Genomic DNA, 26,887 nt, shown 5'->3' with positions numbered 1-26,887 from the left:
GAGTCGGCGCATCTGCCCCACGAGAACCGGTCGAGTCGGCGCATCTGCCCCACCTACAGCCGTCGGGTCGGCGCGTCTGTCCCGCTTCTGGCCGACGGTCTGGTGGGCATGTGCGCCGACTCGACAACGGTCACGTGGACAACGGTGTCGCGACCGGCCTCCAACGCCTTCCCGCCCTGCTCCCAGCACACGACCGCCCACGCCACTACGGCCCACGCCCCTGCGCACGTCCGTGAACGACTACGCAACGGCGACATCCGTTTCACCAGACGCACATGATGTGCGCGTCCCAGAAACAGGACTCTGGCGCGCATCGTGCTGGTCTATGCCCAGGTCGCTCGAGATGCCGGGCACCCCGACGACGGTGAACGCCGCCGGCCCGAACCACGTCACGGCACGGGCAGAACGGTGCGGTCCCAGGTGGTGTTCACGATGATCGCCGCCGAGGCGTAGAGCGCCACCACGGCGTCCAGGATCAGCACGTAGCCGGCCGTCCGGCCCAGAGCTGCGCTGCCGAGGAACGACCCGAAGGCCGCGAGGTAGAAGACCCCGGCCAGGAGCACGAAGATCACAATCGTGGTGGTGTTGGTGCGCAGCGCCGCCAGCAGCATGTAGGACGTGAACAGCGCCCAGGCCAGCAGGAACATCCCGGTGATCGCGGCACCGTCCGCGGTCACCATCGGACCGTAGAACTGCACCAGCAGCGCGTAGGAGAGCCAGAAACCGGCGTACGCGGTGAACACCAGGGCCGGGAACGTCTCACCACGCCGGTAATGGATCAGACCGGCGAGGAGCTCGGTCGCGAAGCCCAGCGCCAGCGCGAGGGGCAGCACCGCCGGCAGGGCGGCCGCGTCCACGAGTCCCGACATCACACTGGACAGCACGAGCGCCGAGATCCCGAAGCTCGCCAGGCCGAGCGGGAACGGGTCGCCCCACGTCGTCGGCGTGGTGCCTTGAACCGTCGGCACCTCTGCATCGATGGATGTGTTCGTCATCAGTTCCTCCAGGGAGTCAGCCGTCGTCCCGGGCTGGGCTACGGTCCCCTCAACGTAGTGACGTACGACACACCGACAGACCCGCCGAGTGGGCGGTCGCGCACCTGCCCTCGGGTAGGCCTCCTACCCGGTCGCGTGCGGCCGACGGACAGGTCGGACAGCCCTGTGACCAGCCCTGACGCGGGGACGGGCGGGCCGATGAGCGTCCGCGTCGTCGACGGACAGGTCGACCGGCGAGGAGCGATCAGCGGTCGGTGTCGATGATCAGCCAGCCGCCGTGGTGCTCGACGACCCGGTGCGGATGGCCCGAGGCCTCGCCCCAGGCGGCGAGGTCGTCCAGCGACACCGTCCGGACGTGGCCCCAGGTCTCGTCGGGCTCGTCCTCGAGCGGTACGGCGATCACGACCCGCCGTCGCGCCACCCGGATCGCCTCGGCGACCGCCCGGTCACCGAGGTCGGGCTCGATGTGCTCCAGCAGGTGGATCAGCAGCACGTTGTCGGCGGCGTCGGCCGCCCACGGCAGCCGGGTGGCGTCGGCGGCTCGCGTGGTCAGCGGGACCTTCAGCCGGGACGCGGCGGCATTCAGCAGCGTGACGGTGCCGGCGGAGAGGTCGGAGGCGGTCACGTGCCGTCCCGCGGCGGCCAGCCGCAGCGAGAGGAACCCGAAGCAGCAGCCGACCTCGAGGACGGAGCCACGAGCCAACTGCTGCTCGACGAAGCGGTAGACGGGGGCGTACTCGGCGACGGTGCCGTGACCGGCGGGGGCGGGGCCGGGGCGCTCCAGCGCCTGCTCCACGTGGCGCAGCGTGTTGCGGTAGAACGCGGCCCAGGCCTGCTCCGGGTCCGGAGCGCTGCTGACCACGACGCCGGTGAACAGCCGCTCGAACAGATCCGGCCCGCGCAGCCATCCCGGCTGGAACAGCTCCTCGGCGAGCAGGCCGGAGAGGTCGTCGTCGATCTGCTCCGTCCGCAGACAGTGGACCAGGTGGACGTGGTGTCCCTCGCGGTGCACGTCGAAGTGGCGGGTGCGGATCGTGCCGAGCTGGCGCCGCGGGCGCGGGCCGTGCCAGGCCCGGACGCTGACCACCTCGTCGCGGTAGACCCCCGCCTCGGGCCCGGGGCGGAGCGCGTCGATCACGGCCAGCTCGCCGGGCGGGGTGGTCATCGTCCGACCGACATCGTCTGGGTGACGTTGTCGAGCCCGCGCAGGTTGCGGACGACCTGGACCTTGTCGCACCACTCCGCGTACTCCGGCAGGTCGCAGCCGCCCAGCGACCAGGAGTAGCGCGGCTCCGGGGTGAGCCAGATCGTCGACCGGGCCCTGCGGGTGAGCTCCTCGAAGGCGGCGAAGCCGGGATCCTTGCCGTTGCCGCGGCCGTCGCCGAGGATCACCAGCGTGGTCCGCCGGTTCACCGCCGAGCCGAACTGCTCCAGGAACTGCTCGAACGAGGAGCCGAAGTCGGAGTCGGCGTCCACGTCGAGCACGCCCCCGGCCGGCAGCCCCGACAGCACCAGGGACAGCGCGTCCTCGATCCGGTGCTCGGCGAACAGGTCGGTGATCTCCACCAGGTCCTTGACGAACGCGAACGACCGGACGGAGGTCGCCACCGACTGCAGGCTGTGCAGCAGATGCAGCGTGAAGCGGGCGGTGGAGCGTACGGACAGGGAGACGTCGCAGAGGACGAGCAGCCGGGGTCGGTCATGGGCCTTCGCGACGGTGACCGGGCGGAACGGCACGCCGTCGTACTTCATGTTGGTGCGCATCGTCCGGCGGCCGTCGACGATGCCGCGAGCGGCAACCGTACGCCGCGGGCGCGGGGCTCCGTGGAGCTTCCTGAGCAGCCGCCGCAGCGACTCCTCCAGCGCGGCCCGGTCGTGCTCGGCGACCGTCTCGGCCTGCGCCGCCTGGATCTCGCGCGACTCGATCTCGCGCTCCATGCTCATCAGCCGCTCGAGGTGGTCGCGGATCCGCTCGGGGAGCGTGGCCAGCCACGGCGAGAGCGCCTTGCGGAGCTCCGCGAGGGCATCGTCGTCGTCGATACCGCTGTCGGGCTCGCGCTCCTCGAGCCAGCTCAGCAGCGCGATCTCCTCCTGCACAGACAGCTCGGTGTCGAGCTGCATCCCGGCGTCTCGGATCAGGTCGCCCGGGTTGCCGGGGTTGTGCATCCGGCTGGTCGAGAGCTGGACCCGCGCGGCCTCGCCCGGGCTGGACTTCGGGTCGTTGGAGAGGACGATCTCGTCGGTGAGCGCGGCGATGTCGATCTTGTTCGCCTCCTGGTGGAGGTTGTAGCGCTGCGCCATGTCCTCGGGCTTGAAGTACTCCTTGATGTCGTCCGGCTTGCCGTGGCTGTGCCCGTCCTCCGGCACCTCGCCCGGCTCGTCGGAGAGCGTGAAGTCGGTGAGCTGCCCGTCGTCGGCGAGGTCGTCGTGGGTGTGCCCGTGCTCCTCCGGCTCCTCGACGACCGGCCGCAGCCCGAAGAACCGGTCGAAGACCAGGTCGAAGGTGTCCAGGTCGCGACGGTCCTTGACCAGGCTCGCGGTCAGCGCGGCGTGGAGCAGGTGGCGCTGCTCGAGCACCCCGGGCTGGGCGACCGCGTGCATCGCGTCGATCACCTCGGCGGTGCTCACGCGTACGCCGTAGAGCCGGAGCAGCCGGATGAAGCGGTGCAGTGCGGTCTCCATGTCGAGCCTCGATCCCGGCTCAGAGCGGACGCTTGCGGGCCGACGGGAACGCCCGGCTGCCCTGGCTGGTCGAGACCGCCGGGACCGTACGCGGCCCGGTGCCGCCGGCGCCGCCGTAGTAGCCGGCGTTGTGCCGGCCGGGCTGGTCCTTGGCCTTGCGCTCGGCGCGGCCGTCGCGATCGTCGTCGGCCGGGTCGGCAGCCGGGTCGGCGTGAGTGTGTCCATGACCGTGTCCGTGCCCGTGACCGTGCAGATGGTCGGGCACCTCGGCGTTCGGGTCGACCAGCCGCGGCAGCGCGTCCATCACCCGCTTCAGGTCGCGCTCGTACTTCACGACCACGTTGAGCGTCGTGGAGAGCACGTCGGCGGTGAGCTCCTCGACGCCGAGCACGGCCAGCGTACGAGCCCAGTCGACGGTCTCGGAGATGCTCGGCGCCTTGCGCAGCTCGAGCTCGCGGATGCCGCGGACGATGTCGACCAGCCGGGCCGCGAGCGAGTCGGCGAGGCCGGTGTCCTTGGAGCGGATGATCTCCAGCTCGCGGCCCGCGTCGGGGTAGTCGAGGAAGAGGTGCAGGCAGCGGCGCTTGAGCGCGGCGGAGAGGTCGCGGGTGTTGTTCGAGGTCAGCACGACGTACGGCATCGTCTTGGCGGTCACCGTGCCGACCTCGGGGATGGAGATCTGGAACTCGGCGAGCAGCTCGAGCAGCACCGCCTCCAGGGCCTCGTCGGCCCGGTCGACCTCGTCGATGAGCAGCACGACCGGGGTGTCGGAGTCGATCGCCTCGAGCAGCGGCCGCGCGGCCAGGAAGCGCTGGGAGAAGAACACCGAGTCCTGCTTGGCGATCCGCTCGACGGCCTCGTTCAGGTCGGCGGCGTCCTCGACGACCTGGCCGATCTTCTCGCGCAGGATCTGGGTGTAGAGGAGCTGCTTGCCGTAGTCCCACTCGTAGAGCGCCTTGGTCTCGTCCTGGCCCTCGTAGCACTGCAGCCGGATCAGGCGCCGCCCGGTCGCGGTCGCCAGGCTCTCCGCCAGCTGGGTCTTGCCGACGCCCGCCGGCCCCTCGAGCAGGACGGGCTTCTCCAGCCGGGTCTGCAGGAACACCGTGGTGGCCAGCCGGTCGTCGGCGAGGTAGCCGCACGTGGCCAGCTGGGCGCGGGTGTCCTCGACGTCGGTGAAGCCCTGGATCGGTTCGGTGGTGGTCGACACGTGCACTCCTCGAGGTGGTGGGTGGGCACGAGGTGGCGGGTCCGGCTGGTGTTCTCAGCGGGCCGGACCCGCCACGCTCGCGGGATCAGGCAGGCCGGTCAGCCGAGCAGGTCGTCCAGATCGCCGTTCAGGCAGTGCTCGACGACGGGGCGCACCGTCTCGAACGTGCACTCCTTGGCGTTGCCGGGCGTGCAGGCGTCACCGAGGACGTGGTTGGTGATCCGGTCGACGTCCGCGTCGTCGCCGACGATCTCCTTCGCGTTGGCGTAGTAGGCGGTGGGTCCCTGGCCGAGGCGGTTCTTCGAGTACGTGTCCTGCTTGACGTCCACGAAGCGCTCGGTGATGCCGACGTCGCGCAGCAGCCGGATGGCCGCGGCGAGCGCCGCATCGGCGGCCTGCACGTCGGTCATGCCGTGGGTGTCGACGCCCATCGCGCGAGCGATGTCGGCGAACCGCTTGTAGTGGGTGGGCATGTTGAAGGCCCACACCCGCGGCAGCGCGATCGCGTTGTTGAGACCGTGGTGGGTGTCGTAGAAGGCGCTCACCGCGTGGCTGATCGAGTGGATGATGCCGAGGCCGCCGGAGTTGAACGCCTGGGCGGCGATGTACTGGGCGTACATCATCCCCTCGCGGCCGCCGAGGTCCGTGCCGTTCCAGACCGCCTGGCGCAGGTTCTCCGAGGTCAGCTTGATCGCGTGCAGCGCGTTGCCGAGCGAGGGCTGGAAGTTGATCCGGGAGACGTACGGCTCGCTGGCGTGCGCCAGGACGTCGAAGCCGCACTGGGCGGTGTAGTCGACCGGGCAGTCGTAGTAGAGCACCGGGTCGTCGATCGCCAGGCTGGCGACCGAGGCGTCGTCGAAGGCGACGTACTTGTGCGGGTTGTCGGGGTCCGTGGTCGTGTCGGTGATGACGTACGCCCAGGAGGTCTCCGAACCGGTGCCGGCCGTGGTGGAGACCGCGATGTGCGGCGGGTTCTTCGGGTTCTCGGACATGTTGAAGCCCTCGAACTCGTTGACGTTGCGGCCGTCGTGGGCGACCGAGATGCGCGCGCCCTTGCAGGCGTCGTGCGAGGAGCCGCCGCCGATGGAGACGAACGAGTCGCACTCGTTCTCCTGGTAGAGCTTGACCGAGTCCATGACGTTGTAGTCCTTGGGGTTGGACTCGACCTTGTCGTACACGACGACCTCGAGGCCGTGGTACTTCATCGACTCGACGATCTTGTTGACGATGTCCGTGCCGCGCAGGCCGGACGTCATCACCAGGGTCTTGCGGAAGCCCATCTTCAGGGCCTCGGGTCCGATCATCTCGTGAGCGCCGGGGCCCATGAGGGCGCGTGGGAAGGGGTGGAACTCCTTGATGGGGAACGGCTTGAGTAGTTCGTCGACCTGCATGGCAACCTCCGTTGGCGTGTGTGACGCTCAGCACACTAGGTACGGCGAAAGGGCCGCGAACAGGCGAGGAACGGGAAACAGGCCGGCCCGGGAGGGGCCTACCTACCCGTTGGGAGAGGTGCCTCCCTGGCCGGTCTTCTGGCCGGTCTTCTGGCCGGTCTTCTGGCCGGGTCGGCGCGGCAGCAGACAGGTCACCGAACGGGCCCGGATCGCGCCGGCCCAGAGCCCTGCGCCGTACGCCAGGTCGTCCAGCCGCCGGGCCAGCGGCCGGTATCTGGTGCCGGGGTTGTCGACCTGGGCGACGACCACGTCGACGACCAGAGAGGCCGCCAGGGCACGCCGGACGAGGGCACTGCGCGGCGCGAGGAGCACGGTCAGCGGCCACCAGTGCCGCAGCAGCAGCGCGGCCTCCTGGCGGACCGTCCAGCCGAGGCCCTGGGCGCAGAGCTGGACGGCGAGCCGGTCGCGTCCGGGGGTCTCGGGCAGCCGCCTTCGCAGCGAGAGGACGCCATAGGCGATCCCGGCGGCGGCCACCGGGAGCGACCACCGCCGCTGCACCAGCAGCGCGGCGGCCGTGGCCGCCATGCTCACCGTCATCACGGCCGGGGCGCCCTTGCGGCCGTGGCGGACCGCCAGGTCGGCGCCGCCGGTGCCGTAGAGGTACTTGCGACCCAGCCAGCCGCGGACCGTGGTGCGGGTGTCGTGCCAGGCGACCTGGTCGGGGTCGTAGCGGACGACCTCACCGGCCTCGACCAGCCGCCAGACGAGGTCGACGTCCTCGCCGACGCGCATCGTCTCCTCGAAGCCCTTCCCGAGCCGGTCCGTACGTCCCACCAGGCAGGCGCTGGGCAGCCAGCCCACCGCGGCCCCGGGGCGTACGACGCAGGCGCGGGTGCCGAGCGCGAGGGAGGAGTCGTCCTCGTCGAAGCGCTCGAACCACCGCGGGGTCCGGCTGCGAGCGCGGCTGCGGACCAGTGGCGCGACCACCGCGACGCGGCTGTCGGCGAAGTGGCGGGAGAGGTTCAGGAGCGTGCTCCCCTGGACGGTGACGTCGGAGTCGACGAAGGCGACGTAGGGGGTGCGCACCGCCCGCAGACCGGCGTTGCGCGCGCCGGCGGGGCCGAGGTTCTCCCGCAGCTGCACGAGATGGGCGCCGTGCCGGTGGGCGACCCTCGCGACGGCGTCGGGATCGAGGGAGGCGTCGTCGACGACGAGGCGATGCAGGCCCTTCAGGGGCTCGAGCGCGCGGTCGAGCTGCTCGGGCCGGTCGCGCACCGGGATCACGACGGTGAGCTCTGTCGGCTCCACCGCGGGCCTGTCGAGCACCGGGTCGGCCAGGTTGCCGTCGACGAGCCGGGCGGCGAGCGCGTCGGTCGCCGCGTCGACCACGGTGACCTCGCCGTCGGCCAGCAGCGCCCGCGCCGCCTCGGTGAGCCTGACCGCGCGCAGCGGCGAACCGCCGACGAGCAGGCGCCCGTCGATGCGGCGTACGTCGTCACGGATGCGGGCGCGGAAGCCGATCGGGTATCTCATCCGCCGAAGCCTCCGTCCGCGTGCACGACGCTGCCGTTGAGGGCGGCGCCCTCGGGTGAGCAGCAGAGAGCGATGGCCGCGGCGACCTCGTCGGGTTCGAGGGGCCGGCGCAGCAGCTGATGGGCGGCCAGGTCGGCCGCGGTGGTGCCGGGGTAGAGCGCTGCGGTCTGCCGCAGCATGTCGGTCGAGGTCGCGCCCGGCGATACCGCGACGGCGGTGACACCGGTGCCGACGAGGTCGGCGGCGAGGCCCTTCACCGCACCGACGACGGCGTGCTTGACCATCGTGTAGCCGGCGAGCCGGAACAGGCCGTGGCTGCCGGCCGCCGAGGCGACGGCGACGAACCGGCAGCGCGTCGGGTCCGGTCCGCGGAGCATGGCGGGCACGGCCGCCGAGGCGAGGTTCCAGACGCCCTTCGCGTCGGTCTCCCACAGCAGCTCGACCTCGTCCTCCGGCGTCTCCCACAACGGCCGGCCGCCCGCCACGACAGCCGCTGCGGCCACCGCGACGTCCACCTGTCCCCAGCGTTCCTCGGCACGGGCCACCGCGGCGGCGAGCGCCTCGCGGTCCCGGACGTCGGCGACGTACGTCCCGGCCTCCGGCCACCCGGCGGCGACGGCCTCCAGGTCGTCCGGAGTGGGCATGGGGTAGGGCGCGGCATCCGGCCCGGCGCAGGCGTCGACCGCGAGCACGGCGTAGCCCGCGGCGGCCAGCCGGCGGACCGTCGCAGCGCCGATGCCACGGGCGGCACCGGTGACCACGGCCACCGGGCGGGAGGTGCTCATCCCACTGCCACGCCGCCGGGAGCCAGCACGTCCATGGTGGTCTGCTCGATCATCATGGTGAGCGCCTCCGCTCCCTCCGCCGCCGTGGCGCCCGTCGGGTCGCCGAGGACGCCGTTCGCAGAGACCGCCGCGACGCCGCCCGCCCGCATCGCCGGCAGGATCTCGGCGAGCGGCCGGGTGTCACCGGGCTCGGCCAGATCCAGACGCACCGACTCGGGGCGCAGATGCAGCATCAGGGACGTCTCGGTGCGGCCGGCGTGCAGGTCGTAGTCCTCGGTGCGGCACGGCAGCCAGCACGCCGGCTGCCGCTCGAACGCGAGCTGGTTGACCGCGCTGGTCAGCGCAGCGGCGTTGCCGCCGTGGCCGTTGACGAGCACGACCCGCTCGGCCCAGGTGCGGGCCGAGCGGACCAGCTCGACCACGACCAGGTGGAGCGCGTCGCTGCCGATCGACACGGTGCCGGCGAAGGACTGGTGCTCGCCGCTGGAACCGATCGCGATCGGCGGCGCCACCCAGCTCTCGACACCCTGCTCCGCGAGCCGGTCGGCCACCCCCTGCGTGACCGCCGACGCGATGGTCGTGTCCGTGTCGAACGGTAGGTGCGGTCCGTGCTGCTCGAGCGAGCCGACCGGCACCAGCAGGACCGTGCCCCGGCGCACCTGCGGCCAGGTGGCGTCACCCAGTGCGTACATGGAAGCCGTCCGGGACGATCAGATGCTCCGGCCGCAGCTCGGCGACCGATCCGACCGCCAGCCCCCGCAGCGCCGAGTCGATGCCGCCGCTGAGCACGTCGAGGACGTTCTCGACCCCGGCCTGGCCGTTGGCCGCCAGGCCCCACAGGTAGGCCCGGCCGATCAGCACCGCCTTCGCGCCGAGCGCGAGCGCCTTGACGACGTCGGAGCCGCGGCGTACGCCGCCGTCCATCACCACGTCGACCTGGTCGCCGACGCGGTCGGCGATCGGCTTGACCATGCGGATCGCGGCCGGGGTGCCGTCGAGGTTGTTCCCGCCGTGGTTGGAGACCGAGATGCCCGCGACCCCGGCGTCCACGGCACGCAGCGCGTCGTCGACCCGGCACACGCCCTTCAGCACGAACGGCGTGCCGCTGATCTGGTGCCACTGCTCGCGCATCCAGGCGACGTCGTCCCAGGTCGGCGGCGGCGTGGTCATCCACTCGTAGTAGGCACCGAAGAACGTCGGCGCGCTCCCACCCGGCGGGGCGAGGTTGGGCGCGGTGAGGTCGGGGAAGGAGCCCGTACGCCCGAACTGCCACGCCCACCGAGGCCGTGCCGCGACCTGCGGGGCCAGTCTCATCATGGTGCGCAGGTCGACCTTCTCCGGGATCTCCGGGCTGCCCCAGTCACGGCCGATCGAGAAGGACCAGTCGAGGGTGGCGATCAGGCCCTGGGCACCGGCGGCGTGCGCCCGCTGCATGCGCTGGACCATGGTGTCGCGGTCGCCCGTCCAGTACATCTGGAAGAACGTCGTCGCGCCGGTCGCCGCGACCTCCTCCACCGACCTGGAGGCGAAGTTGGACAGCCCCATGATGGTGCCGCGGGCCGCGGCGGCGCGGGCGACCGCCACCTCGCCGTCGGGGTGCACGGCCTGGACCCCGGTGGGGCTGATCAGAACGGGCAACGGGATCGCATGGCCGAAGACGGTCGTGCCGAGGTCGCGCTTGGCGTGCTGGCCGACGACATGAGGTGCCCAGCCGAGGTCGGCGAAGGCGTCCTGGTTGGCGGTCATGCTCTGACCGCGCTCGGATCCGGCGACCAGCGCACCGTAGACCGGCTTCGGCAGCCGGCGGCGGGCCCGCTCCTGGGCCACCGCGACCGACTCGAACCACGGGTTCTTCTTCCACGGGTTCTCGAGCTTCACGACAGGTCACCTCCGGCGAGCGGGTCTTCGTTGCAGGCGGAGACGGGGCGCCGCCTGGTGGCACCGAGATTGAGCAGCACCGGCGCGTTGCGGCTGGCCTGGCTGCGGGAGTGGTCCTTGCTCGCCGGCGGTACCTGGCGGTCGGCGGCCAGAGCCGTCTCGCCGTAGCCCTGGACACACTCCGGGTCCGGGCCGTCCAGCGGCAGCCCGGTGAAGAACTTGGCGGCCATGCAGCCGCCACGGCAGGCGTCGAAGAACTGGCACTTCGTGCAGGCACCACCGGTCTGCGGCGAGCGCAGCTCGGTGAACAGGTCGGAGGACCGCCAGACTTCCTGGAAACCGCCCTCGCCGAGCAGGTTGCCGGCCAAGAACTGGTCGTGGATCGCGAACGGGCAGGCGTAGACGTCGCCGACCGGGTCGATCAGGCACACCACCCGCCCGGCGCCGCACAGGTTGAGACCCGGGAGGGACTCGCCGTAGGCGGCCAGGTGGAAGAAGGAGTCGCCGGTGAGGACGTTGTCGCCGTGCGCCATCAGCCAGTCGTAGAGCTCCCGCTGCTGCTCGGGGAGGGGGTGCAGCTCGTCCCAGACGTCGGCGCCGCGACCCGAGGGGCGCAGCCGGGTGAGGCGCAGGGTGGCGCCGTACTCGTCGGCGATGGCCTTGAAGTCGTCGAGCTGGCCGATGTTCTCCCGGGTGCAGACCACGGAGATCTTGGCGTCGGAGAAGCCGGCGTCGCGGAGGTTCGCCAGCGCCTTGAGCGCGGTGTCGTAGGAACCCGCTCCACGGACGCGGTCGTTGACCTCCGCCGTCGCGCCGTCCAGGGAGATCTGTACGTCGACATAGTCCGTCGAGGCCAGGAACGCGGCCCGCTCGGGAGTGATCCGGAAGCCGTTGGTGGAGAACTTCACGCCGACGTGGTGGTCGACGGCGTACTCCACCAGCTCCCAGAAGTCGGGGCGGATCGTCGGCTCGCCACCGCCGATGTTCACGTAGAAGATCTGCATGCGCTGCAGCTCGTCGATGACGGCCTTGCACTGCTCGGTGCTGAGCTCGCGCGGGTCGCGCCGGCCCGAGCTCGACAGGCAATGGGCGCACTCGAGGTTGCAGGCGTACGTCAGCTCCCAGGTCAGGCAGATCGGAGCGTCGAGGCCGAACTCGAACTGCTCGACGAGGCTGCCACCCACGGGGCGGGCCTGCGGAGTGCTGGGACGTTCAGGTGCGATGGTCACACTGCCTCCTGGTGACGGGGGCGGATCATGTCGGTCTCGGCGAGGGCGCGGAGCGCCGCTGCGTACGCCTCGTGCTGATCCGGTGGGATGCCGGCGGCTTCGAGCGCGCCGCTGAGACGAGGGTGATGCTCGAGGAGCCGCACCACCTCGACCAGCTCCGGCCGCTTGAGGAAGGTCAGCTTCCGGTTGCCGAAGTGGTAGGCGAGGGCCCCGAAGGGCTCCGGACGCAGCGCCACCGAGGGCGAGAGCGTCCACGGCTCCTCGAGCATGCGGTCGGACATCAGTAGACGCCGCACATTCCGTCGATCGAGACCTCCTCGATGAGGTCCTCGGTGGCGACGTCGCTGGCGATGTCGACCGGGTTCGACTCGTTCTGGGGTTCCATCTGCTGCTCCTCTCACGGGGTGACCGTTCGCACGTTAGTGACGGCGTGAGCGGAGCAACCTCCCCGATCGGAGAGTCTTGCGGGCAGGATCAGCGAGGTGTGACGGCTGCCGCTCGGGGCACCACGTTGAGCAGCGGACGGCCCTCGGCGAAGCGCCTCAGCTGCTCGGCCACCAGACGCTCGGCGCGCGGGTAGAAGGTCGCCGCGCCACCCCCGACGTGCGGCGTCACGATCGCCCCCGTCGACCAGAGCGGGTGGTCGGCGGGGAGCGGCTCGGGGTCGACGACGTCGAGCGCCGCCCGCAGCCGGCCGGTGGAGAGCTCGGCGAGAAGGGCGCCGGTGTCGAGCGTGCGGCCGCGGCCGATGTTCACCACCAGCGCGTCGTCGGGCAGCAGCGCCAGCTGCTCGCCGCCGATCAGGCCGATCGTTCCGGGCTTCTCCGGGAGCGTGAGCACCATGATGTCGGCGGTGGGCAGCAAAGCCGGCAGCTCGTCCACGCCGTGCACCCCGCGGTCGGCGTCCGGCCTGGACGCGACCCTGACGACCTCGGCCTCGCACGCGAGCAGGCGCTGCTCGAGCGCAGCACCGATCGAGCCGTACCCGAGGATCACCACCCGCGAGTCGGCCAGCGACCGGGTGTGCTCCGGCTGCCACCGGCCGGCGTCCTGGTCGCGCACCCAGCGGGGCAGCTCCCGCTGGGCGGCGAGGATCAGGCCGAGGCCGTGCTCGGCGGCGCTGGCGTCGTGCAGGCCGCGTCCGTTGCTGAGGGTGACCTCCGGCCCGATGAGCGGGAGCACCTCCTCAACCCCGCGCTCCACCCCGCCCGACGACTCATCGCCGCGCCAACCGGGCGGCGTCGAGGGTCTCGAGCAGCGAGTCGTACGCCGGCTTGTGCTCGAACTCCTCGGTCATCACCGTCGCCGAGCCCTGGTCAGGGAAGAAGACCGGGACCCAGGAGTACTTGTCGGTGAACCCCCACAGCGTGAACGAGTCGCAGTTCTCCACGGCCAGGCACGCCTGCAGGAAACGCTGGTAGTAGGTCGCCTGGACGGCCTCCTGCTCGGGCGTCGGCTCGGCGCCGTTCGGCAGGTCCATGCGCACGTCGAGCTCGGTGACCGCGGTCTCCAGACCGAGCGCGTCGAAACGCTCCAGGTTGGCCTGCAGGTCGCCCGGGAACCCGTAGCGGGTGCTCAGGTGGCCCTGGACGGAGAACCCGTCCACCGGGACGCCATCGGCCTTCAGCTCCTGGATCAGCCGGTAGTAGGCGTCGCTCTTCGCATTGATGCTCTCCACGCCGTAGTCGTTGAAGAACAGCAGCGCGTCGGGATCGGCCTCGTGCGTCCAGCGGAAGGCGTCGGCGATGATCCCCGGACCGAGCTCACGGATCCAGATGTTCTCGGACGTACGCAGGTTGCCGGAGCCGTCGAAGATCTCGTTGGCCACGTCCCACTGGTCGATCTGTCCCGCATAGCGGCCGACGACCGTCTTGATGTGGTCGCGCAGGATCGTACGCAGCTCCTCGGGCGTGTAGTCGCCCTGCTCGAGCCACTCCGGGTTCTGGCTGTGCCACATCAGCGTGTGACCGCGGACCTGCTGATCGTGCTGGGCGGCGAACTTCACGATCGCGTCCGCCGGACCGAAGTCGTAGACGTCGGGCTCGGGGTGGATGAACTCCCACTTCATCTGGTTCTCGGGCGAGACGGAGCTGAACTCCTTCGCCACCAGGTGACGGTACTTGCGGTCGTTCGGGAACGGGTCGGGGTACGGCATGTCCTCGTGATGGCCGCCGCCTGCCACCGCGGTACCGACGACGAACCCGTCCGGCGTTGCCTCGCGCAGCGTGTCCGGCTGCCAGCCGGCCGCGACGCCCGCGTTCGCGGGGGAAGCAGGTGCCAGACAGATCGATGTGGCGAGTGCCGCCAGCGAGAGCAGGCCGGGCCGGGCGTACCTCTTCATTGCTTCTCCTTGGGTAGAGATCGTTGTCGATAACGATTTCGTGACGCCGGTCACATTAGAGTTCGGAGAAGCAGATGCGCAAGAGGCCCGCAGGAACAAGCGGACCCCGGAACCCGGCAGCCGACGCCGAGCGATCGGCGATAGAGCCCCGAATCACTCCGTGGCGTACGTGACGATCTGCTGACCGATCGTCGAGAGCCTGCCCTCCTCGACCACCAGCTCCCAGCCGTGCCCCGCGTCCGCGGGCACGAACTCCGAGGACGTGGCCTCCGCCAGCGCTCGAGCGGCGTCGGCCTCCTCGGCCCCGTCGGCGTCCTCGGAGATGGCGATCAGGCCCGGCGTCTCGATCGCGTCGGCAAGCGAGGCCAGGTCGACACCGGCCCAGGTCGACGGACCCGACAGATCGACCCAGCCGTCGACCTCCACCCCGGCGGCCACCGCCCGCACGGTCTGACTGCCACCCATCGAGGCGCCGACCAGCACGACCGGCGCATCGGGCCACTGCTTCTCGACCTCGCCCAGCGCGGCCCGCACCTGGGGAACCGGGTCGTCGAGGTCCTTGATCCGGCAGTCGGCGGCGCCGTAGCCGCACTGGTCGAACGAGAGGCCGGCGACACCCTGGAGCGCCGCCAGGATCGCGAAGTCACCCCAGCCGCAGCGGTCCCCGTCGGTCTGATGGAGCATCACCAGCACCGCCGACGGGTCCTCACCCTCCGGCGGGGTGAACCGGATGGCCGGCAGCGCGAGGTCCTTGCCGGTGACCTGCATCGGCTCCACCGCAGCATCGGTCTCCGGCAGGAAGCAACCGCCGAGCTCGCCCTGGATGTACGGCCCGTCCGTCGGCAGCACAGGTCCGGGCTCCTTCACCTCCGCGGAGCGACCGCCGTCCTCCGCCCCGCAGCCGGCCAGCAGCATGCCTGCGACCGCCGCACCGGCCGCTACACCCTTCACGCTCTTCATATGTCAATATTGACATATGCCCGACTCCGCTGCAGCCACTTCCAACCTCGGCTTCGCGATCCTCGGCCTGCTGGCGCGACGCGCCTGCACCGGCTACGAGGTCGCACAGCGGATGCGCCAGCCGATCGGCTACTTCTGGACCGCCCGCCACTCGCAGATCTATCCGGAGCTGAACCGCCTTGACGCCGCCGGGCTGGTCGAGCACGAGGTCATCGAGGGCGCCGGTCCGCGACCGACGAAGCGCTACCGGATCACCGACGTGGGTCGGGACGCACTGGCGGCCTGGGTCGTCGGCGACCTCGAGCCCCAGCCCGTCCGCGACCTGGAGGTTCTCCGGCTGTGGTCGATCTGGACCGTCGAGCCCGCCGCGGCCGACGAGCTGGTCGGTCGGCTCGAGGCCACCCATCAGAGCGTCCTCGACCGCTACCTCGACGAGCTGGCCGAGATCTCCGCCGACCCGGGGGTCGACGATCCTTCCAACCCGTTGTTCGCCAGCCGGATCACGCTCGAAGGCGGCATCCGGTCGCGGCGTACGGCCGTGGAGTGGTGCGCCTGGATGCGCGCAGAGCTCGCGGCCGCCGAGCGACGGGCGCAGACCTTCGGCCGGACGACCTGAACGCCGCGTCCGGCGTCAGGAACGCGGCTCCTCGTGCAGCGCCGCACGCAGCGTCGCGGCGGCCTGTGCGATGGCGGCGACCGCGGCGTACGTGTCGTGCAGCGCGTCCAGCATGACGAAGTCGTGGATGGTTCCGCCGTAGCGGACGGCGGTGACGGGCACCCCCGCCTGACGGAGCCGGGCGGCGTACGCCTCGCCCTCGTCGCGGAGCACGTCTGCCTCGGCGGTGATGACCAGCGCCGGGGGCAGGCCGGCGAGCTGCTCCAGGGTGGCACGCAGCGGCGAGGCGGTCGGTTGCGCCCGCTCGGACTCGTCGGTCGTGTACTGGTCCCAGAACCACTTCATCCCGTCCAGCCGGAGGAAGTAGCCCTCGGCGAACTGCCGGTAGGAGTCGGTGTCGAACGCCGCGTTCGTGACCGGGTAGAACAGCACCTGCTGGACGAGTGAGACGTCGCCACGCTCCTTGGCCAGCAGCGTGAGGGCCGCGGCCAGCAGCCCGACCCGGAGCAGATCCGTGTCAACGCGCGCATCGCCGACCTCGGCGCGCTCAACATCTGCTCGGTCCGCGCCAACGCCACGACCATCGAGCGTACGCCCGGGCTCGCCGCCGACCCCGCGGACGCGTTCCTCTTCGTCGGCCTGCAGCTCTCCGGCACCAGCATCGTGGTGCAGGGCGACCGCGAGGCCGTTCTCCGCCCGGGGGACCTCGCGGTCTACGACACCCGTCGGCCCTACACGCTCCTGAACGACCACGGCATCCACCAGCACTACTTCAGGGTGCCGATCGGCGCGCTCGCCCTTCCGGGCCGGGCGCTGGAGGCGGTGACCGCCGTACGCCTGGACGGCCGCCGCCCGCTGGCACGGGCGACCGCGGGATATCTGGGCCATCTGGCCGACAGCGTCGGCGAGCTGTCCGCCGCCGAGGCCGCGCAGGCGACCGCTCCGACCATCGGCCTCATCCGAACGCTTCTCACCTCGCAGCTCCTGGAGTCTCCGCTCCGCCGGGAACACCTCGACGGAAGCCTCGAGACACAGGTCCTCGAGTACATCCGCGTGCACCTGGCCGACCGCGACCTCTCTCCGCGCCGGATCGCCGCGGCTCACCACATCTCCGTGCGGCATCTCTACCGGCTGATGGGCAGGTCCGGCATCGTCCTCGGCGACTGGATCCGCGAGCGCCGGCTCGAGCGGTGCCGCGACGAGCTGGCCGACCCGGCGAGCCGTATGACGGTCACCGAGGTCGCGCACGCCTGGGGCTTCTCGGACACCTCACAGTTCGGCCGGGCCTTCAAACGCGCCTACGCCATGACGCCTCGCGAGTGGATGCACATGAGCCGGGCTCAGTCGCAGGACTGACCTCATCGAGGGACCGGCAGGAACCGTTCCAGCAGACGCCGTTCGGCTTCGGCGTCCTCGCCGGGCTCGGTGAGGAACGACAGGATGATGCGCAGGACCCAGTCGGCGAGGTCGGGGTCCTCCTCGCCGGAAGCCAGGTAGCTCTCGGCGGTCCCGCGGATGAGCGGGGAGTCACGGAGGACCTCGCGCAGAAGGGTGCTGTCACCGGCGTACCACGCGGTCAGGTGGTGGCGCTCGCGCACGGCGGCGAGACAGGCGAGGACGGCCTCGACCACGCGCCGGCGCGGGTCCGAGACCTCGGCGGTGGCCCGGGCGGTGGCTTGGGCGACCTGCGCGGTGATCGACCGTGCCTCGCGGTGCGCGAAGGCGTGGATCAGGGCCTGTCGGTTCTCGAAGTAGCGATACAGGGTCGCCCTCGAGCAGCCGGCCGCGCGAGCCACCTCGTCCATGCCCGGCCCGTCGACCCCGCGCTCCACGAACAGCGCGCCGGCGGCGTCGAGGATGCGCTCGGCCGCGAGCTCGCTCCGCTCCGCCTCCAGCCAGCTCATCCGGTCACCTCGACGTCGAGACGGACGGGCCTGCGTACGTAGCTCCCGGGCGCCCACTCGAGGGAGTCGTGGTCGACGGTGAAGGACGGCATCCGGGTGAGTATCTCGGTGAGCGTCACCCGGCCCATCATCCGGGCGGCCGCGGCGCCCAGGCAATGGTGCGCGCCGTGGGCGAAGGTCAGGATCTGCCGGGGGTTGCGGGTGACGTCGAGCTGCTCGGCGTCGGCGCCGAAGGCGCGCGGGTCGCGGTTGGCGGCGGCGTAGCAGAGCAGGACTTTCGTGCCCGTGGGGATCGTGACCCCGTGAAGCGTGACGTCGCGGGTGGTGGTGCGGGCGAGACCCTGGACCGGAGAGGTGAGCCGCAGCAGCTCCTCGACGGCAGCCGGGACGTCCTGCAGTGCGAGCTCCCGCTGGTGTGGGCGGTCCGCCAGCAGCGGCAGCCCGCCGCCGAGCAGGCCGGTGGTCGTGTCGTTGCCGCCGGCCACCATCGTGAAGGCGAACGCGAGCACCCGCAGCAGACCGGCGTCGTCGTCGGCTTCCCCGGCGGCGACGAGGTGGGAGACCGTGTCGTCGCCGGGCGCTCGCCGACGATGCTCGATGAGCTCGGCGAAGTAGCCCATGAGCTCGGCGGCGGCGCCGGCCCCGATGCTCTCGTCCTGGGCCGCGTTGGCCGTGACGATCGCATCGGTCCAGACGTCGAACCGGCCCCAGTCCTCCTCGGGAACGCCGAGGTAGTGGGCCACGACCATGCTCGGCAGCGGTTTGAACAGCTCCTGGACGATGTCGCCGCCGCCGGCCTCCCTGATCGCGTCGACGCGATCGATGACGAACCGGGTGACCCGGGGAGTCACGTCCTCGACCTGCTTGGGCGTGAAGCCGCGGTTCACCAGCCTCCGAAATGCCGTGTGGGCCGGTGGGTCGGTCATCACCATCGGCGGGTTGTCGGTCAGGCCGATGCGTTCGAGCTCGTCCGGGGCCGTGGTGAGGCCACCGGTCGAGCTGAACGTGTCGTGGTCGCGCACCGCCGCGTAGACGTCGTCGTGCCTGGTCAGGACCCAGTAGTCGCCCCGGACGACGTGGTGCACCGGATCGTGCTCGCGCAGCGCGGCGTACATCGGCCACGGGTCGGCCCAGGAGGCGCCGGTCGGAGGGACATACACGGCGACCCTGTGAGACAGATCTGGATCCATGTCTCACAGAATCAACATTGATGGCTTGCTTGTCAATGAACCAGTGGGCGATCGAACCCCCGGCCGCGGCCTTCGCGCACCAGACATCTATCGTGTGATCGGCGTCACAAGCGTCGCCGGCGGTAGGTTGGCGCCACAAGCGCCACGCGCATCAGAACAAGGAGGCGGATATGAGCACGACACCTGAGGGCGTGCAAGACGGTGCGGCAGCAAAACGCGGGGCCTTCTCCTCGCGACAGGTCTTCATCTTCGCGGCGATCGGTTCCGCCGTGGGGTTGGGAAACATCTGGCGGTTCCCCTACGTCGCCTACGAGAACGGTGGTGGCGCGTTCGTCATCCCCTACATCGTGGCTCTGCTGACTGCGGGCATCCCGTTCCTGTTCCTCGACTACGCGCTCGGCCACCGCTTCCGCGGCTCGGCGCCTCTCTCCTTCGCGCGGCTCCGCCGCGGCACCGAGGGCCTGGGCTGGTGGCAGGTCGGCATCTGCTTCATGATCGCCGTCTACTACGCGGCGGTGATGGCGTGGGCGGTGCGCTACGCGATCTTCAGCGTCACCGAAGCGTGGGGAGACGACCCGGAAGGGTTCTTCTTCGGCGAGTTCCTCCAGCTCGGCGACCCGGGCGTGGACGCCACCCCGGTGTGGGGCGTCCTGATCCCGCTGCTGCTGGTGTGGGCCGCGATCCTGATCGTGATGCTGCTCGGCGTGCAGAAGGGGATCGGTGCGACCTCGGTCATCTTCATCCCGATCCTCGTGGTGGCCTTCGGCATCCTCGTGGTGCGCTCCCTCTTCCTGCCGGGTGCGGCGGAGGGTCTCGACGCCCTCTTCACCCCGAACTGGGGAGCGTTGACCGACGCGACGGTCTGGGCGGCGGCGTACGGACAGATCTTCTTCTCGCTGTCCATCGGCTTCGGCATCATGATCACCTACTCGTCCTACGTACACCGGCACACCGACATGCCGGGCTCGGGACTGGTGGTCGGCTTCGCCAACTCCAGCTTCGAGCTGCTCGCCGGCATCGGCGTCTTCGCCGCCCTCGGCTTCATGGCGCAGGCCAGCGGGGTCGCTGTCGGCGAGGTCGCCACGTCCGGTGTCGGCCTGGCGTTCGTGGCCTTCCCCGCGATCATCAGCGAGGCGCCGGCAGGCGCTCTGATCGGCGTGCTCTTCTTCGGCTCGCTCGTCGTCGCCGGTTTCACCTCGCTGGTGTCGGTCATCGAGGTCGTGATCTCCGGCGTGCGTGACAAGTTCGAGATGACCCGCAAGGGCGCGACCATCGCCGTCACCGTTCCGATGGCCCTGATCAGCCTGGTCTTCTTCTCCACCACGAGCGGGCTCTACGTGCTCGACATCCTGGACCACTTCATCAACCAGTTCGGCATCCTGCTCGTCGCCGTGATCTCGATGCTGGTCCTGAGCTGGGGCCTGCGGGTGCTGCCGATGTTCAGCGACCACCTGTCCGACGGCAGCTCGATCGTCGTAGGCGCCTGGTGGCGAGTCCTGGTCAGCATCGTGGCCCCGATCGGTCTCGTGCTCGTCCTCGGGCTCGCCTTCTGGGAGGACGTGAAGACCCCCTACGGCGGATACCCTGCCTGGATGCTCGGCGTCTTCGGCTGGGGCGCGGCCGGGGCCGTCATCGTCTTCGGCTTCCTGGCCGCTCAGGCCAAGTGGCGAGACCCTGAAGCCTTGTCCAAGGTTCACTTCAACGAGAAGGGAGCACAGTCATGAGTGGCGCCGCCATCGTCATGATGCTCGTCGCGATGCTGATCATCTGGGGAGGCCTGGCCCTCGCCGTCGTCAACCTGCGACGCAGCCCCGACCTTCCGCACACCGACGAGGTCAAGCGCGACCTCTGAGCGGTCTTCACCGACCCGACCCAGGGCCTGTCCCGGACCACGGCGTCACGCCGGCGTCCGGGACAGGCCCTTCGTCGTTCCACGTGAATCATCCGCCCGCCAGCCCGACGCCGTGGCGTTCGGTGACGGACAGGATCGCGGCCAGCGAGGCGGCGGCGGGAAGATCGGCTCGGACGGAGCTGGAGAAGTCGGCGAAGAACTGTCCGGCGCGGTCGCCGGTCACGATCGCGAGGAAGCGGGCCGACTCGCCGATGACCTCGAAGGTGGCCGGAGTGCCGGCCGGGAAGACGACCAGCCCGCCAGGCTCCACGTCGTAGGGTTTGCCGTCGACGTACGCCGTGACCCGGCCCTCGAGCAGGTACAGCACCCCGCTCCACGGCGAGACGTGCGGGGGCGCCATCGGCGCGGCCGGGGCGATCACCTCGAAGACCTCGAAGGCCCCGAGGTCGTCCTTGACCGCGGCCTTCGCGACGTGGTCGCCGTCGATCATCGGGCAGTGCCGGCCCTCGTCGGGCCGGACGTAGATGGTGCTCATGATTCCTCCTTCGGTTGGGTGCCTCTCAGCATCAGCCGCCGGAGCGAGCGTGGAGCGAGTAGTGCGCTACTCGACTCCGAGAACCTCGGCGAGCGCGGTCCGCTCGGAGACACCGAGCTTGTGACCGGCGCGGTAGAGATGGCCCTCGACGGTCCGCACCGACAGGGTCAGCCGGGTCGCGATCTCCTTGTTCGACAACCCCCTGGCCGCCAACGCGGCGATCTCGCGCTCGCGAACGGTCAGCGGCAGCGGCCGAGCCGCGAGCGCCAGCGCCGGAGTGCGGGCACCCGACCTCTCGGCCAGCTTCTCGGCCGCCGCCGCGGCGGTCAGCGCCGACCCCTGCCGTCCGGCCCGACGGTGCACGTCGGCCGCCTGTGCCGCCGCGTCTCCCGCCGCGACGAGGTCACCGACCCGAGTCCAGGCATTTGCCGCCCGGAGCAGCGCGTCGCCGTCCTCGGCGGCCCACGCCTCGGCGTGGGCCAGCGCCGCCTCGACGCGTGGGCCGAGTCCCGCCAGCGACGTCAGGCGTCGCGTCGCCGCCGCGGTCGCGCCCCCGAGCTGGACCGCGGTCTGCCAGGCCAGGACCTCGTACGCCGGAGAGCCGGCCTCGCGCGCGAGATCCGCCGCCTCGGCCGCACGGCCGGTCGCCTCCGTCGTCGCCCCCTCCGCGGCAGCACCCCAGGCCAGCGCGAGGAGATCGTCCGGCAGGTAGAGCCGGTACGCCGGATGGTGCCCGGCCGCCACGCCCGCCAGGAGCGGGGCAGCCTCGGTCGGCCGACCGGCCTGAGCCAGGGCGGTGGCCAGCAACGTACGGCAGCGGAAGCCGAACTCGTGGCCAGACCCTTCGAAGCCGGCCCACGCCTCCTGCAGGGATACCAGGGCGTCGTCGACCCGGCCGCAGGCGAGGGCCGCGTGACCTGCCACGACGAGTCCCATGAGCCGGGCCGGCCCAGGGAGGTCGGCGGAGGCGGCTCGCATCCGCTGGGCCAGGTCGGCGCCGCGGTCCGGGGTGCCGGCGAGCCGGTGTCCGAGCACTTGGAAGTCGGCGAGCCCGAAACCGGGGATGACGGTGGGCACCCGGTCGGCGGTGAGACCACCCACGACCGCCGCCTCGTCGAGGAGCTCGTCCGCGCCGGTGACGGCGGCGGCAGCGGAGGCAGAGGTGGCGACCAGGATGGCGGCGAGGTCGTCGGGGAGCTCGCTCCGCAGCAGCCCGGGAGCGCGGGCGAGCACGGTCGAGGTCTCACCGTCGGTCAGATCCAGGACGAGCGACATGGCAGCGGCGTGAGCAGGAGCGGCGCCGGTGGCCTCGGCCGCGGCCAGTGCCAGGCGCGCCTCCTCGGGCCGAGCCATCGTGAAGAGCAGGTTGCCGGCGCGATGCAGCTGCACCAGGGCGAGCGTGCCGGGATCCGGCGCGCTGTCGACGATGTCCCTGTGGATCGCCTCGGCCTCCTCACCACGGCTGAGCCAGGAGAGCGCGGCGGCGTGCACCACCCGGGCGGCGAGGTCGCCGGTGTCGGCGGCGGCACGAGCCAGCCGCTCGGCCAGCGGCAGGTCGTACATCCGGGTCGCCGCCTCCGCCGCCCGCAGGAAGAGGGCCGGCTCCGGCGGTAGGTCGGAGTCGAGAGTGAGCACGGCGCGGGGGATCGGGTCGCGCTCGGGGTCGAGGGTCTGCGCGACCATTCCGCGGAGGCGGCGTGCGCGCAGCGTGCCCATCGCGGAGCGGCGTACCTCACCGTAGAGGGGGTGCGCCAGCCGTGCGACGAGCCCGTCGGTACGCACCAGCCCGCGACCCTCCGCCTCCTCGACGTCCTCCGCGGAGGTCAGGGCGGACAGCGTCGGTACCGCCACCGGCTCGGCCAGAGCGACCATGTCGACGACGTCCCGCACGCCCGCCGCGAGGTCTGCGATCTCCCGCCCGAGGAGACCGGCGAGCTCGGGAGAGATCGTCGGCTCGCTGGTCCAGCGCCAGATCCCGGACGCCGCTGTGAACCGCCCTGCTGACACCTCGCCGGTCAGCAGGTGTCGCAGGAACAACGGGCTGCCCTCGGTCATCGTCCACAGCCGATGGGCGGAGCCCGTGTCCACCGGACCGCCGAGCACCCGGGCGATCAGCTGGGTGCTCTGGCCGGCGTCCAGCGGCCCCAGGTCCAGGCGCGGGAGGTGGTCGTCCTTCCACAGCGAGGTCACGATGTCCGGCGCGCTCTCTCCGGTACGCAGCGTGATCAGCACTGGCGCCAGCCGCCGCGCCACCACCCGATGCACCACGATCGCCGAGTGCTCGTCGAGCAGGTGGGCGTCGTCGACCGCCAGCACCAGCGGCAGCTGCCGGGCGAGCTGGTCCAGCGCCCGCCCGATCGTCTCGGCCGCCTCCCCGGGCGGCACGTCGAGCAGCCCGGCGAACGCACCCAGCGGAAACGGCCGTGCCGCCGCGCTGCCCTGGGCGAAGACCACGGTCTCCCCGTGACGTACGGAGCCCGCCAGCGCCTCGCGGGCGAGCCGGGTTTTCCCCACCCCCGCCGGACCCGCAACGATGACGCCCGCCGCACCTGGCCGGATCGCAGCCGCCACCCTGCGCAGCTCGTCGTCCCGCCCGGTCAGCGGCCACGGCCGCTCCATGGCGTCAGGCTAGCGACTCGGTTCCGCGGGCGCATCACTCGAAATGCGGCAACGGCGGCGCAGGGCGCTCCGCCACCCCCTGCGCAGCGGAGCGCCGTGCCGGCTCTTCCAGCACGCGCCTCAGATGCGAGCCGCGCGGTGCACGTCCATCGTGCCGATGTACTGCTCGGACTCGACCAGACCCTCGTCGCTGGGGCTCTCGCCCTTGTCGAAGACCCGCTCACGCTGCTTGGCCCGCAGACCGGGGTGCGCGGCGCTCGGGACGTCGAACCCGAAGTGGGCCTGCGCCTCGCGCACCTCCCACACCTTCTCGCTCAGCGGCGGGATGCGGAGGATAGCCGGGGCCGCGACCGGGGTGGCCTGCGGCGCGAGCAGGCCGAAGAGGGCGAGCCGGGCGTTGAGCGAGCGGAAGAGCAGGCTGTGGAGGAGCTTGTTCGGGATCCGGACCGCGGCGTCGAGGAGGGGACCCTGACGGAGGTTGGCCATCTCGCGCATGTAGCGGGGGTAGGTCGAGATGACCCCCTTGCTCATCACCCACATCGCCGGGGCGAGCAGTGCCTTCTGCCAGGCTGGCATCGACGGGGGCAGCGCGACCTTGAGGGGGATGATGAAGTGGATCATGTCCTGGGCCGCCTCCGACGCGGCCAGGTGGGGGCGCCAGTCCTCGAAGTACTGGTGCACCTCCTCGCGGCTGGTCGGCACCGTGGCCGGGTCGATCGTCTGCAGCTTGGCGATCTCGCGGCACTCCGCCCAGAACTGGTTCTCCTCGTCCTCGGAGAGGCGGCCCGGGCCGAACATCTCGTAGCACTTGAGGATCGAGTGCCAGGCGGTCATGTGGATCCACAGCTGCGAGGACGGCTTGTTGGCGTCGTACTCACCACCCGTCACGGGGTCGTGGCCGATCGCCTTCGAGTGCACCTTGACCAGCACGTCGGCGGCCCGGCAAGTCTGCTCGGCGCCGGCGAACAGCTGCATCGCGAAGTAGCGCAGCGTACGGCCGTAGCGCGTCGAGGGCCGATACTTCACCCCACCGGACTGGACGACGGCAGCGGCGAGGTTCGGGTCGAAGTGCTCGATCGTGACCGAACGCGCGAAGCCCAGGACGTACGAGGTCGGGTGGCCCCACACCTTCCAGGCGACCGAGTCCGGCCCGAGGAACCCGTAGTCGGCCATGGGCTCGTACTGCTTCATCAGCTGCTTGCGAGTCTTGACGCCGAACACCATCGTTCTCTCCTTTGCTACATCACTGTAGGTTCAGCGTAATCTACACCTCTGTAATATTGTGTGCACGTGACTGCCGACACACCGCCACGACCGAAGCGCCGCTACGCGCGCCGGCTTCCGGTCGAGCAGCGCCGGGAACACCTCCTGGACGCGGCCCTGCGGGTGATCGCGCGCGACGGTTACGAGTCGGTCTCCATCGAGGCGATCGCTCGGGAGGCCGACGTCACCCGCCCCGTCGTCTACAGCGCGTACGACGGCCTCGAGCCGCTCCTCCATGCGCTGCTGGACCGGACCCAGCGGCGCGCCCTCGCCTCCGCAGTCCGCCTGATGCCACAGCCCGGGGGCAGCCAAGACGTCGCCGAGTGGGCCCTCGAGGCGTACGCCGCCCTGCTGGACATCGTGCGCAAGGAGCCCGACGTGTGGCGCCCGGTGCTCGGCCTGACCCGCAACGCACCCGCCGTCGTCCGCGACCGCATCGACGCCACCCGCGAGCTGATCCGCGGCTACCTCTCCGACGCCTTCCAGGAAGGTGTCGAGCGGAACGGTGCCACCAAGACTGGCAGCAAGGAGGTCGATGTCGACCTCCTTGCCCACCTGACGCTGGTCACCGCCGAGGAGTTCGCCCGGCTCACGCTCGAGGACCCGGATCGCTACGACAAGGATCGCCTGATGGCGACCGTCGAGACCCTGATCTCCTCGTTCACCGACACCGGCCGTTAGAACGGCTCGATCGCGAAGCGTCCCCACGCGACGAACACCATCGCCGCCAGGAAGAGCAGGTCGACGAGCAGCTCCTTGTGCTCACCACGCCGCACTCGCTCGGTGACCGCCCCGGCCATGTAGAGCGCCATGCACGACGCCGCGATCGGCACGAGGGTCGGCGCCACGTCGACCAGCGCCGGGAGGAAGAGCCCGATGCCGCCGAGCACCTCCAGAACGCCCATGAACCTCACGTTCCCGGGTGTGAAGTCCTGCGGCCAGCCCAGCTTCGCGGCGTACTTCTCATACGGCATCGTCAGCTTGATGATCCCGCCGGTGACGTAGGCGACGCCGAAGAGGCCGGCGACGATCCAGAGGGCGATGTTCATGATGTCTCCCTGTGAGTTCTGATGATCCCGATCTTCCTCCCCTCTGACGGAGTGCCGGGTCGATCTGTGACATCGGCGGGCACGGGCCACCGGAACGCACCGATGGTCACCACTCCCTTTCACGGCGCGACCGCTGGTGGCGGCACAATGTCAGACATGTCAAGACGCTGGCCCGCCTGGATCTACGACCACGGTGAGGAACCCGACTACCGGTTCAGCTTCGCCAACGAACGCACCTTCCTCGCCTGGATCCGAACAGCGCTCGCTCTCGTCGCAGCCGGCGTCGCCCTTGACGTCGTCGACCTCCCAGGCTCGTCGGACGCTCAGGCGGTGGCTGCGATCGCGTTGATGCTTCTCGGCATGATCGGCGCAGGGTTCGCTTGGGCCCGATGGGCGTTGGCCGAACGGGCGATCCGTCGCTCCGCCCCGCTACCGTCCTTCGGCTTCGGCGGCTTCTTCGCCCTGGTCGTGATCGTCGTCGCTCTCGTCCTGCTGCTCGCCGGACTATGACCTCCCCGCCACGTGTCGATGAGGGCGCAGCCAACGAACGCACGGCACTGAGCTGGCAACGTACCGCCCTGTCCCTGCTCGGCGGAAGCGCCATCATCGCCCGCCTGACGTGGCAGTCGATGGGGTTCCTCATCCTGCTTCCCCTCGGCGTCGCCGCCCTGCTGGCTCTCTGGGTCTTCATCGAGAGCCGGGGCCGCTACTCGCACGACGCAGGCACCAGGTCACGCGGACGGTCCCGTGGAGGAATCGCCCCTACGGCGCTCGCCATCTCCACGACGTTGCTCGCCGCCACAGAGCTTGCGGCGCTGACAGTCGGCTGAGAGGAGCGCCCGGCGACACCGAGGTGTC

General features: G+C 70.9%; 29 protein-coding genes. 7 read left to right on the top strand and 22 right to left on the bottom strand.

What is annotated here, in order from left to right; genetic code table 11:
• Positions 1-389 precede the first annotated feature (389 nt).
• The 15 genes from ACFVJS_RS01580 to ACFVJS_RS01510 all read right to left on the bottom strand — a co-directional run bounded on the left by ACFVJS_RS01580 (position 390) and on the right by ACFVJS_RS01510 (position 15,001).
• On the bottom strand, positions 390-995 hold the full coding sequence (locus ACFVJS_RS01580; protein WP_378876764.1) for an acetate uptake transporter: 606 nt from the start codon (positions 993-995) through the stop codon (positions 390-392).
• A 244-nt stretch (positions 996-1,239) separates the two neighbouring features.
• Entirely contained in the window at positions 1,240-2,160 is a 921-nt protein-coding gene (gene mftM, locus ACFVJS_RS01575) for a mycofactocin oligosaccharide methyltransferase MftM (protein ID WP_378876762.1), read from the bottom strand.
• A complete protein-coding gene (locus ACFVJS_RS01570; RefSeq protein WP_378876760.1) occupies positions 2,157-3,677 on the bottom strand; it encodes a VWA domain-containing protein in 1,521 nt (506 codons plus the stop codon). Before ACFVJS_RS01570 ends, mftM begins: the two co-directional genes overlap by 4 nt.
• Positions 3,678-3,696: 19 nt before the next feature.
• Positions 3,697-4,884 carry an AAA family ATPase gene (locus ACFVJS_RS01565; protein WP_378876758.1) on the bottom strand — a complete coding sequence of 396 codons (1,188 nt, stop codon included), beginning with the start codon at positions 4,882-4,884 and terminating at the stop codon, positions 3,697-3,699.
• 98 nt (positions 4,885-4,982) lie between these two features.
• A complete protein-coding gene (mdo, locus tag ACFVJS_RS01560; RefSeq protein ID WP_378876755.1) occupies positions 4,983-6,275 on the bottom strand; it encodes an NDMA-dependent methanol dehydrogenase in 1,293 nt (430 codons plus the stop codon).
• A 102-nt stretch (positions 6,276-6,377) separates the two neighbouring features.
• Positions 6,378-7,808 (bottom strand): mycofactocin biosynthesis glycosyltransferase MftF, encoded by a 1,431-nt coding sequence (gene mftF, locus ACFVJS_RS01555; protein ID WP_378876753.1) that lies wholly within the window; start codon positions 7,806-7,808, stop codon positions 6,378-6,380.
• Positions 7,805-8,593 carry a mycofactocin-coupled SDR family oxidoreductase gene (locus ACFVJS_RS01550; RefSeq protein WP_378876751.1) on the bottom strand — a complete coding sequence of 263 codons (789 nt, stop codon included), beginning with the start codon at positions 8,591-8,593 and terminating at the stop codon, positions 7,805-7,807. Before ACFVJS_RS01550 ends, mftF begins: the two co-directional genes overlap by 4 nt.
• Positions 8,590-9,285, bottom strand: coding sequence for a mycofactocin biosynthesis peptidyl-dipeptidase MftE (gene mftE / locus ACFVJS_RS01545; RefSeq protein WP_378876748.1), 696 nt, complete (start codon positions 9,283-9,285; stop codon positions 8,590-8,592). The genes ACFVJS_RS01550 and mftE overlap by 4 nt, the downstream gene beginning before the upstream one ends.
• Positions 9,269-10,471 (bottom strand): pre-mycofactocin synthase MftD, encoded by a 1,203-nt coding sequence (gene mftD, locus ACFVJS_RS01540; RefSeq protein WP_378876746.1) that lies wholly within the window; start codon positions 10,469-10,471, stop codon positions 9,269-9,271. Before mftD ends, mftE begins: the two co-directional genes overlap by 17 nt.
• Positions 10,468-11,700, bottom strand: a complete 1,233-nt coding sequence (mftC, locus tag ACFVJS_RS01535) for a mycofactocin radical SAM maturase (protein WP_378876744.1) — start codon at positions 11,698-11,700, stop codon at positions 10,468-10,470. The genes mftD and mftC overlap by 4 nt, the downstream gene beginning before the upstream one ends.
• Complete coding sequence (gene mftB, locus ACFVJS_RS01530) at positions 11,697-11,981, bottom strand: mycofactocin biosynthesis chaperone MftB (RefSeq protein WP_378876741.1); 285 nt, start codon at positions 11,979-11,981, stop codon at positions 11,697-11,699. The genes mftC and mftB overlap by 4 nt, the downstream gene beginning before the upstream one ends.
• The gene (gene mftA, locus ACFVJS_RS01525) at positions 11,981-12,085 is read right to left on the bottom strand and encodes a mycofactocin precursor MftA (RefSeq protein ID WP_008355686.1); all 105 of its coding nucleotides are present in this window, start codon (positions 12,083-12,085) and stop codon (positions 11,981-11,983) included. Before mftA ends, mftB begins: the two co-directional genes overlap by 1 nt.
• 89 nt (positions 12,086-12,174) lie before the next feature.
• Positions 12,175-12,882 carry an NAD(P)-dependent oxidoreductase gene (locus ACFVJS_RS01520; RefSeq protein WP_378876738.1) on the bottom strand — a complete coding sequence of 236 codons (708 nt, stop codon included), beginning with the start codon at positions 12,880-12,882 and terminating at the stop codon, positions 12,175-12,177.
• 34 nt (positions 12,883-12,916) lie between these two features.
• Positions 12,917-14,041, bottom strand: a complete 1,125-nt coding sequence (locus tag ACFVJS_RS01515) for an endo-1,4-beta-xylanase (RefSeq protein WP_378876731.1) — start codon at positions 14,039-14,041, stop codon at positions 12,917-12,919.
• Positions 14,042-14,194: 153 nt separating this feature from the next.
• Positions 14,195-15,001 carry an alpha/beta hydrolase gene (locus tag ACFVJS_RS01510; protein ID WP_378876729.1) on the bottom strand — a complete coding sequence of 269 codons (807 nt, stop codon included), beginning with the start codon at positions 14,999-15,001 and terminating at the stop codon, positions 14,195-14,197.
• Positions 15,002-15,017: 16 nt separating this feature from the next.
• Between ACFVJS_RS01510 and ACFVJS_RS01505 the strand changes: the two genes are divergently transcribed.
• A complete protein-coding gene (locus ACFVJS_RS01505) occupies positions 15,018-15,617 on the top strand; it encodes a PadR family transcriptional regulator (RefSeq protein ID WP_378876727.1) in 600 nt (199 codons plus the stop codon).
• Between the two features lie 15 nt (positions 15,618-15,632).
• On the opposite strand, the gene ACFVJS_RS01500 is transcribed toward ACFVJS_RS01505, so the two are convergent.
• Complete coding sequence (locus tag ACFVJS_RS01500; RefSeq protein ID WP_378876872.1) at positions 15,633-16,109, bottom strand: alpha/beta hydrolase fold domain-containing protein; 477 nt, start codon at positions 16,107-16,109, stop codon at positions 15,633-15,635.
• A gap of 18 nt (positions 16,110-16,127) precedes the next feature.
• Here ACFVJS_RS01500 and ACFVJS_RS01495 point away from each other — a divergent pair, with 18 nt between their 5' ends.
• Complete coding sequence (locus ACFVJS_RS01495) at positions 16,128-16,973, top strand: helix-turn-helix domain-containing protein (protein WP_378876870.1); 846 nt, start codon at positions 16,128-16,130, stop codon at positions 16,971-16,973.
• A 2-nt stretch (positions 16,974-16,975) separates the two neighbouring features.
• On the opposite strand, the gene ACFVJS_RS01490 is transcribed toward ACFVJS_RS01495, so the two are convergent.
• A complete protein-coding gene (locus ACFVJS_RS01490; protein ID WP_378876725.1) occupies positions 16,976-17,521 on the bottom strand; it encodes a TetR/AcrR family transcriptional regulator in 546 nt (181 codons plus the stop codon).
• The gene (locus ACFVJS_RS01485) at positions 17,518-18,681 is read right to left on the bottom strand and encodes a cytochrome P450 (RefSeq protein WP_378876723.1); all 1,164 of its coding nucleotides are present in this window, start codon (positions 18,679-18,681) and stop codon (positions 17,518-17,520) included. The genes ACFVJS_RS01490 and ACFVJS_RS01485 overlap by 4 nt, the downstream gene beginning before the upstream one ends.
• A gap of 200 nt (positions 18,682-18,881) precedes the next feature.
• Between ACFVJS_RS01485 and ACFVJS_RS01480 the strand changes: the two genes are divergently transcribed.
• Together ACFVJS_RS01480 and ACFVJS_RS01475 are read left to right on the top strand one after the other, a co-directional pair.
• Entirely contained in the window at positions 18,882-20,435 is a 1,554-nt protein-coding gene (locus ACFVJS_RS01480) for a sodium-dependent transporter (RefSeq protein WP_378876721.1), read from the top strand.
• Positions 20,432-20,563 carry a methionine/alanine import family NSS transporter small subunit gene (locus ACFVJS_RS01475; RefSeq protein WP_378876719.1) on the top strand — a complete coding sequence of 44 codons (132 nt, stop codon included), beginning with the start codon at positions 20,432-20,434 and terminating at the stop codon, positions 20,561-20,563. The genes ACFVJS_RS01480 and ACFVJS_RS01475 overlap by 4 nt, the downstream gene beginning before the upstream one ends.
• An 88-nt stretch (positions 20,564-20,651) precedes the next feature.
• Here the strand turns inward: ACFVJS_RS01475 and ACFVJS_RS01470 are convergent, their stop codons facing one another.
• The 3 genes from ACFVJS_RS01470 to ACFVJS_RS01460 form a co-directional block, all read right to left on the bottom strand.
• On the bottom strand, positions 20,652-21,098 hold the full coding sequence (locus ACFVJS_RS01470; protein WP_378876717.1) for a cupin domain-containing protein: 447 nt from the start codon (positions 21,096-21,098) through the stop codon (positions 20,652-20,654).
• Positions 21,099-21,164: 66 nt separating this feature from the next.
• The gene (locus tag ACFVJS_RS01465; RefSeq protein WP_378876715.1) at positions 21,165-23,717 is read right to left on the bottom strand and encodes a LuxR C-terminal-related transcriptional regulator; all 2,553 of its coding nucleotides are present in this window, start codon (positions 23,715-23,717) and stop codon (positions 21,165-21,167) included.
• A 120-nt stretch (positions 23,718-23,837) separates the two neighbouring features.
• Positions 23,838-24,941, bottom strand: coding sequence for an oxygenase MpaB family protein (locus ACFVJS_RS01460; RefSeq protein WP_378876713.1), 1,104 nt, complete (start codon positions 24,939-24,941; stop codon positions 23,838-23,840).
• 66 nt (positions 24,942-25,007) lie between these two features.
• Between ACFVJS_RS01460 and ACFVJS_RS01455 the strand changes: the two genes are divergently transcribed.
• The gene (locus ACFVJS_RS01455; RefSeq protein WP_378876711.1) at positions 25,008-25,661 is read left to right on the top strand and encodes a TetR/AcrR family transcriptional regulator; all 654 of its coding nucleotides are present in this window, start codon (positions 25,008-25,010) and stop codon (positions 25,659-25,661) included.
• Here ACFVJS_RS01455 and ACFVJS_RS01450 read toward each other — a convergent pair.
• Positions 25,658-26,029, bottom strand: a complete 372-nt coding sequence (locus ACFVJS_RS01450; protein WP_378876709.1) for a DoxX family protein — start codon at positions 26,027-26,029, stop codon at positions 25,658-25,660. The genes ACFVJS_RS01455 and ACFVJS_RS01450 overlap by 4 nt on opposite strands.
• A 156-nt stretch (positions 26,030-26,185) precedes the next feature.
• Here ACFVJS_RS01450 and ACFVJS_RS01445 point away from each other — a divergent pair, with 156 nt between their 5' ends.
• Together ACFVJS_RS01445 and ACFVJS_RS01440 are read left to right on the top strand one after the other, a co-directional pair.
• Positions 26,186-26,539 carry a YidH family protein gene (locus ACFVJS_RS01445; RefSeq protein WP_378876707.1) on the top strand — a complete coding sequence of 118 codons (354 nt, stop codon included), beginning with the start codon at positions 26,186-26,188 and terminating at the stop codon, positions 26,537-26,539.
• Positions 26,536-26,859 carry a DUF202 domain-containing protein gene (locus tag ACFVJS_RS01440; protein ID WP_378876705.1) on the top strand — a complete coding sequence of 108 codons (324 nt, stop codon included), beginning with the start codon at positions 26,536-26,538 and terminating at the stop codon, positions 26,857-26,859. Before ACFVJS_RS01445 ends, ACFVJS_RS01440 begins: the two co-directional genes overlap by 4 nt.
• Positions 26,860-26,887: the final 28 nt, after the last annotated feature.

Source organism: Nocardioides sp. NPDC057772 (genome assembly GCF_042798075.1).
Lineage (GTDB): Bacteria > Actinomycetota > Actinomycetes > Propionibacteriales > Nocardioidaceae > Nocardioides.
Note: the sequence above shows the minus strand (reverse complement) of the source record. Positions and strands in the feature narration are given on the sequence as shown.

Bases quoted from the DNA above. Each gene is read 5' to 3' on its own strand.
- ACFVJS_RS01480 (WP_378876721.1), top strand. From the start codon at position 18,882: ATGAGCACGACACCTGAGGGCGTGCAAGACGGTGCGGCAGCAAAACGC.
- ACFVJS_RS01515 (WP_378876731.1), bottom strand. From the start codon at position 14,041: ATGAAGAGGTACGCCCGGCCCGGCCTGCTCTCGCTGGCGGCACTCGCC.
- ACFVJS_RS01460 (WP_378876713.1), bottom strand. From the start codon at position 24,941: ATGGTGTTCGGCGTCAAGACTCGCAAGCAGCTGATGAAGCAGTACGAG.
- ACFVJS_RS01505 (WP_378876727.1), top strand. From the start codon at position 15,018: ATGCCCGACTCCGCTGCAGCCACTTCCAACCTCGGCTTCGCGATCCTC.
- ACFVJS_RS01450 (WP_378876709.1), bottom strand. From the start codon at position 26,029: ATGAACATCGCCCTCTGGATCGTCGCCGGCCTCTTCGGCGTCGCCTAC.
- mftE (WP_378876748.1), bottom strand. From the start codon at position 9,285: ATGTACGCACTGGGTGACGCCACCTGGCCGCAGGTGCGCCGGGGCACG.
- ACFVJS_RS01550 (WP_378876751.1), bottom strand. From the start codon at position 8,593: ATGAGCACCTCCCGCCCGGTGGCCGTGGTCACCGGTGCCGCCCGTGGC.
- ACFVJS_RS01445 (WP_378876707.1), top strand. From the start codon at position 26,186: ATGTCAAGACGCTGGCCCGCCTGGATCTACGACCACGGTGAGGAACCC.
- ACFVJS_RS01465 (WP_378876715.1), bottom strand. From the start codon at position 23,717: ATGGAGCGGCCGTGGCCGCTGACCGGGCGGGACGACGAGCTGCGCAGG.
- ACFVJS_RS01440 (WP_378876705.1), top strand. From the start codon at position 26,536: ATGACCTCCCCGCCACGTGTCGATGAGGGCGCAGCCAACGAACGCACG.
- mdo (WP_378876755.1), bottom strand. From the start codon at position 6,275: ATGCAGGTCGACGAACTACTCAAGCCGTTCCCCATCAAGGAGTTCCAC.
- ACFVJS_RS01580 (WP_378876764.1), bottom strand. From the start codon at position 995: ATGACGAACACATCCATCGATGCAGAGGTGCCGACGGTTCAAGGCACC.
- ACFVJS_RS01510 (WP_378876729.1), bottom strand. From the start codon at position 15,001: ATGAAGAGCGTGAAGGGTGTAGCGGCCGGTGCGGCGGTCGCAGGCATG.
- mftF (WP_378876753.1), bottom strand. From the start codon at position 7,808: ATGAGATACCCGATCGGCTTCCGCGCCCGCATCCGTGACGACGTACGC.
- mftB (WP_378876741.1), bottom strand. From the start codon at position 11,981: ATGTCCGACCGCATGCTCGAGGAGCCGTGGACGCTCTCGCCCTCGGTG.
- mftA (WP_008355686.1), bottom strand. From the start codon at position 12,085: ATGGAACCCCAGAACGAGTCGAACCCGGTCGACATCGCCAGCGACGTC.
- ACFVJS_RS01570 (WP_378876760.1), bottom strand. From the start codon at position 3,677: ATGGAGACCGCACTGCACCGCTTCATCCGGCTGCTCCGGCTCTACGGC.
- ACFVJS_RS01475 (WP_378876719.1), top strand. From the start codon at position 20,432: ATGAGTGGCGCCGCCATCGTCATGATGCTCGTCGCGATGCTGATCATC.
- ACFVJS_RS01490 (WP_378876725.1), bottom strand. From the start codon at position 17,521: ATGAGCTGGCTGGAGGCGGAGCGGAGCGAGCTCGCGGCCGAGCGCATC.
- mftM (WP_378876762.1), bottom strand. From the start codon at position 2,160: ATGACCACCCCGCCCGGCGAGCTGGCCGTGATCGACGCGCTCCGCCCC.
- ACFVJS_RS01470 (WP_378876717.1), bottom strand. From the start codon at position 21,098: ATGAGCACCATCTACGTCCGGCCCGACGAGGGCCGGCACTGCCCGATG.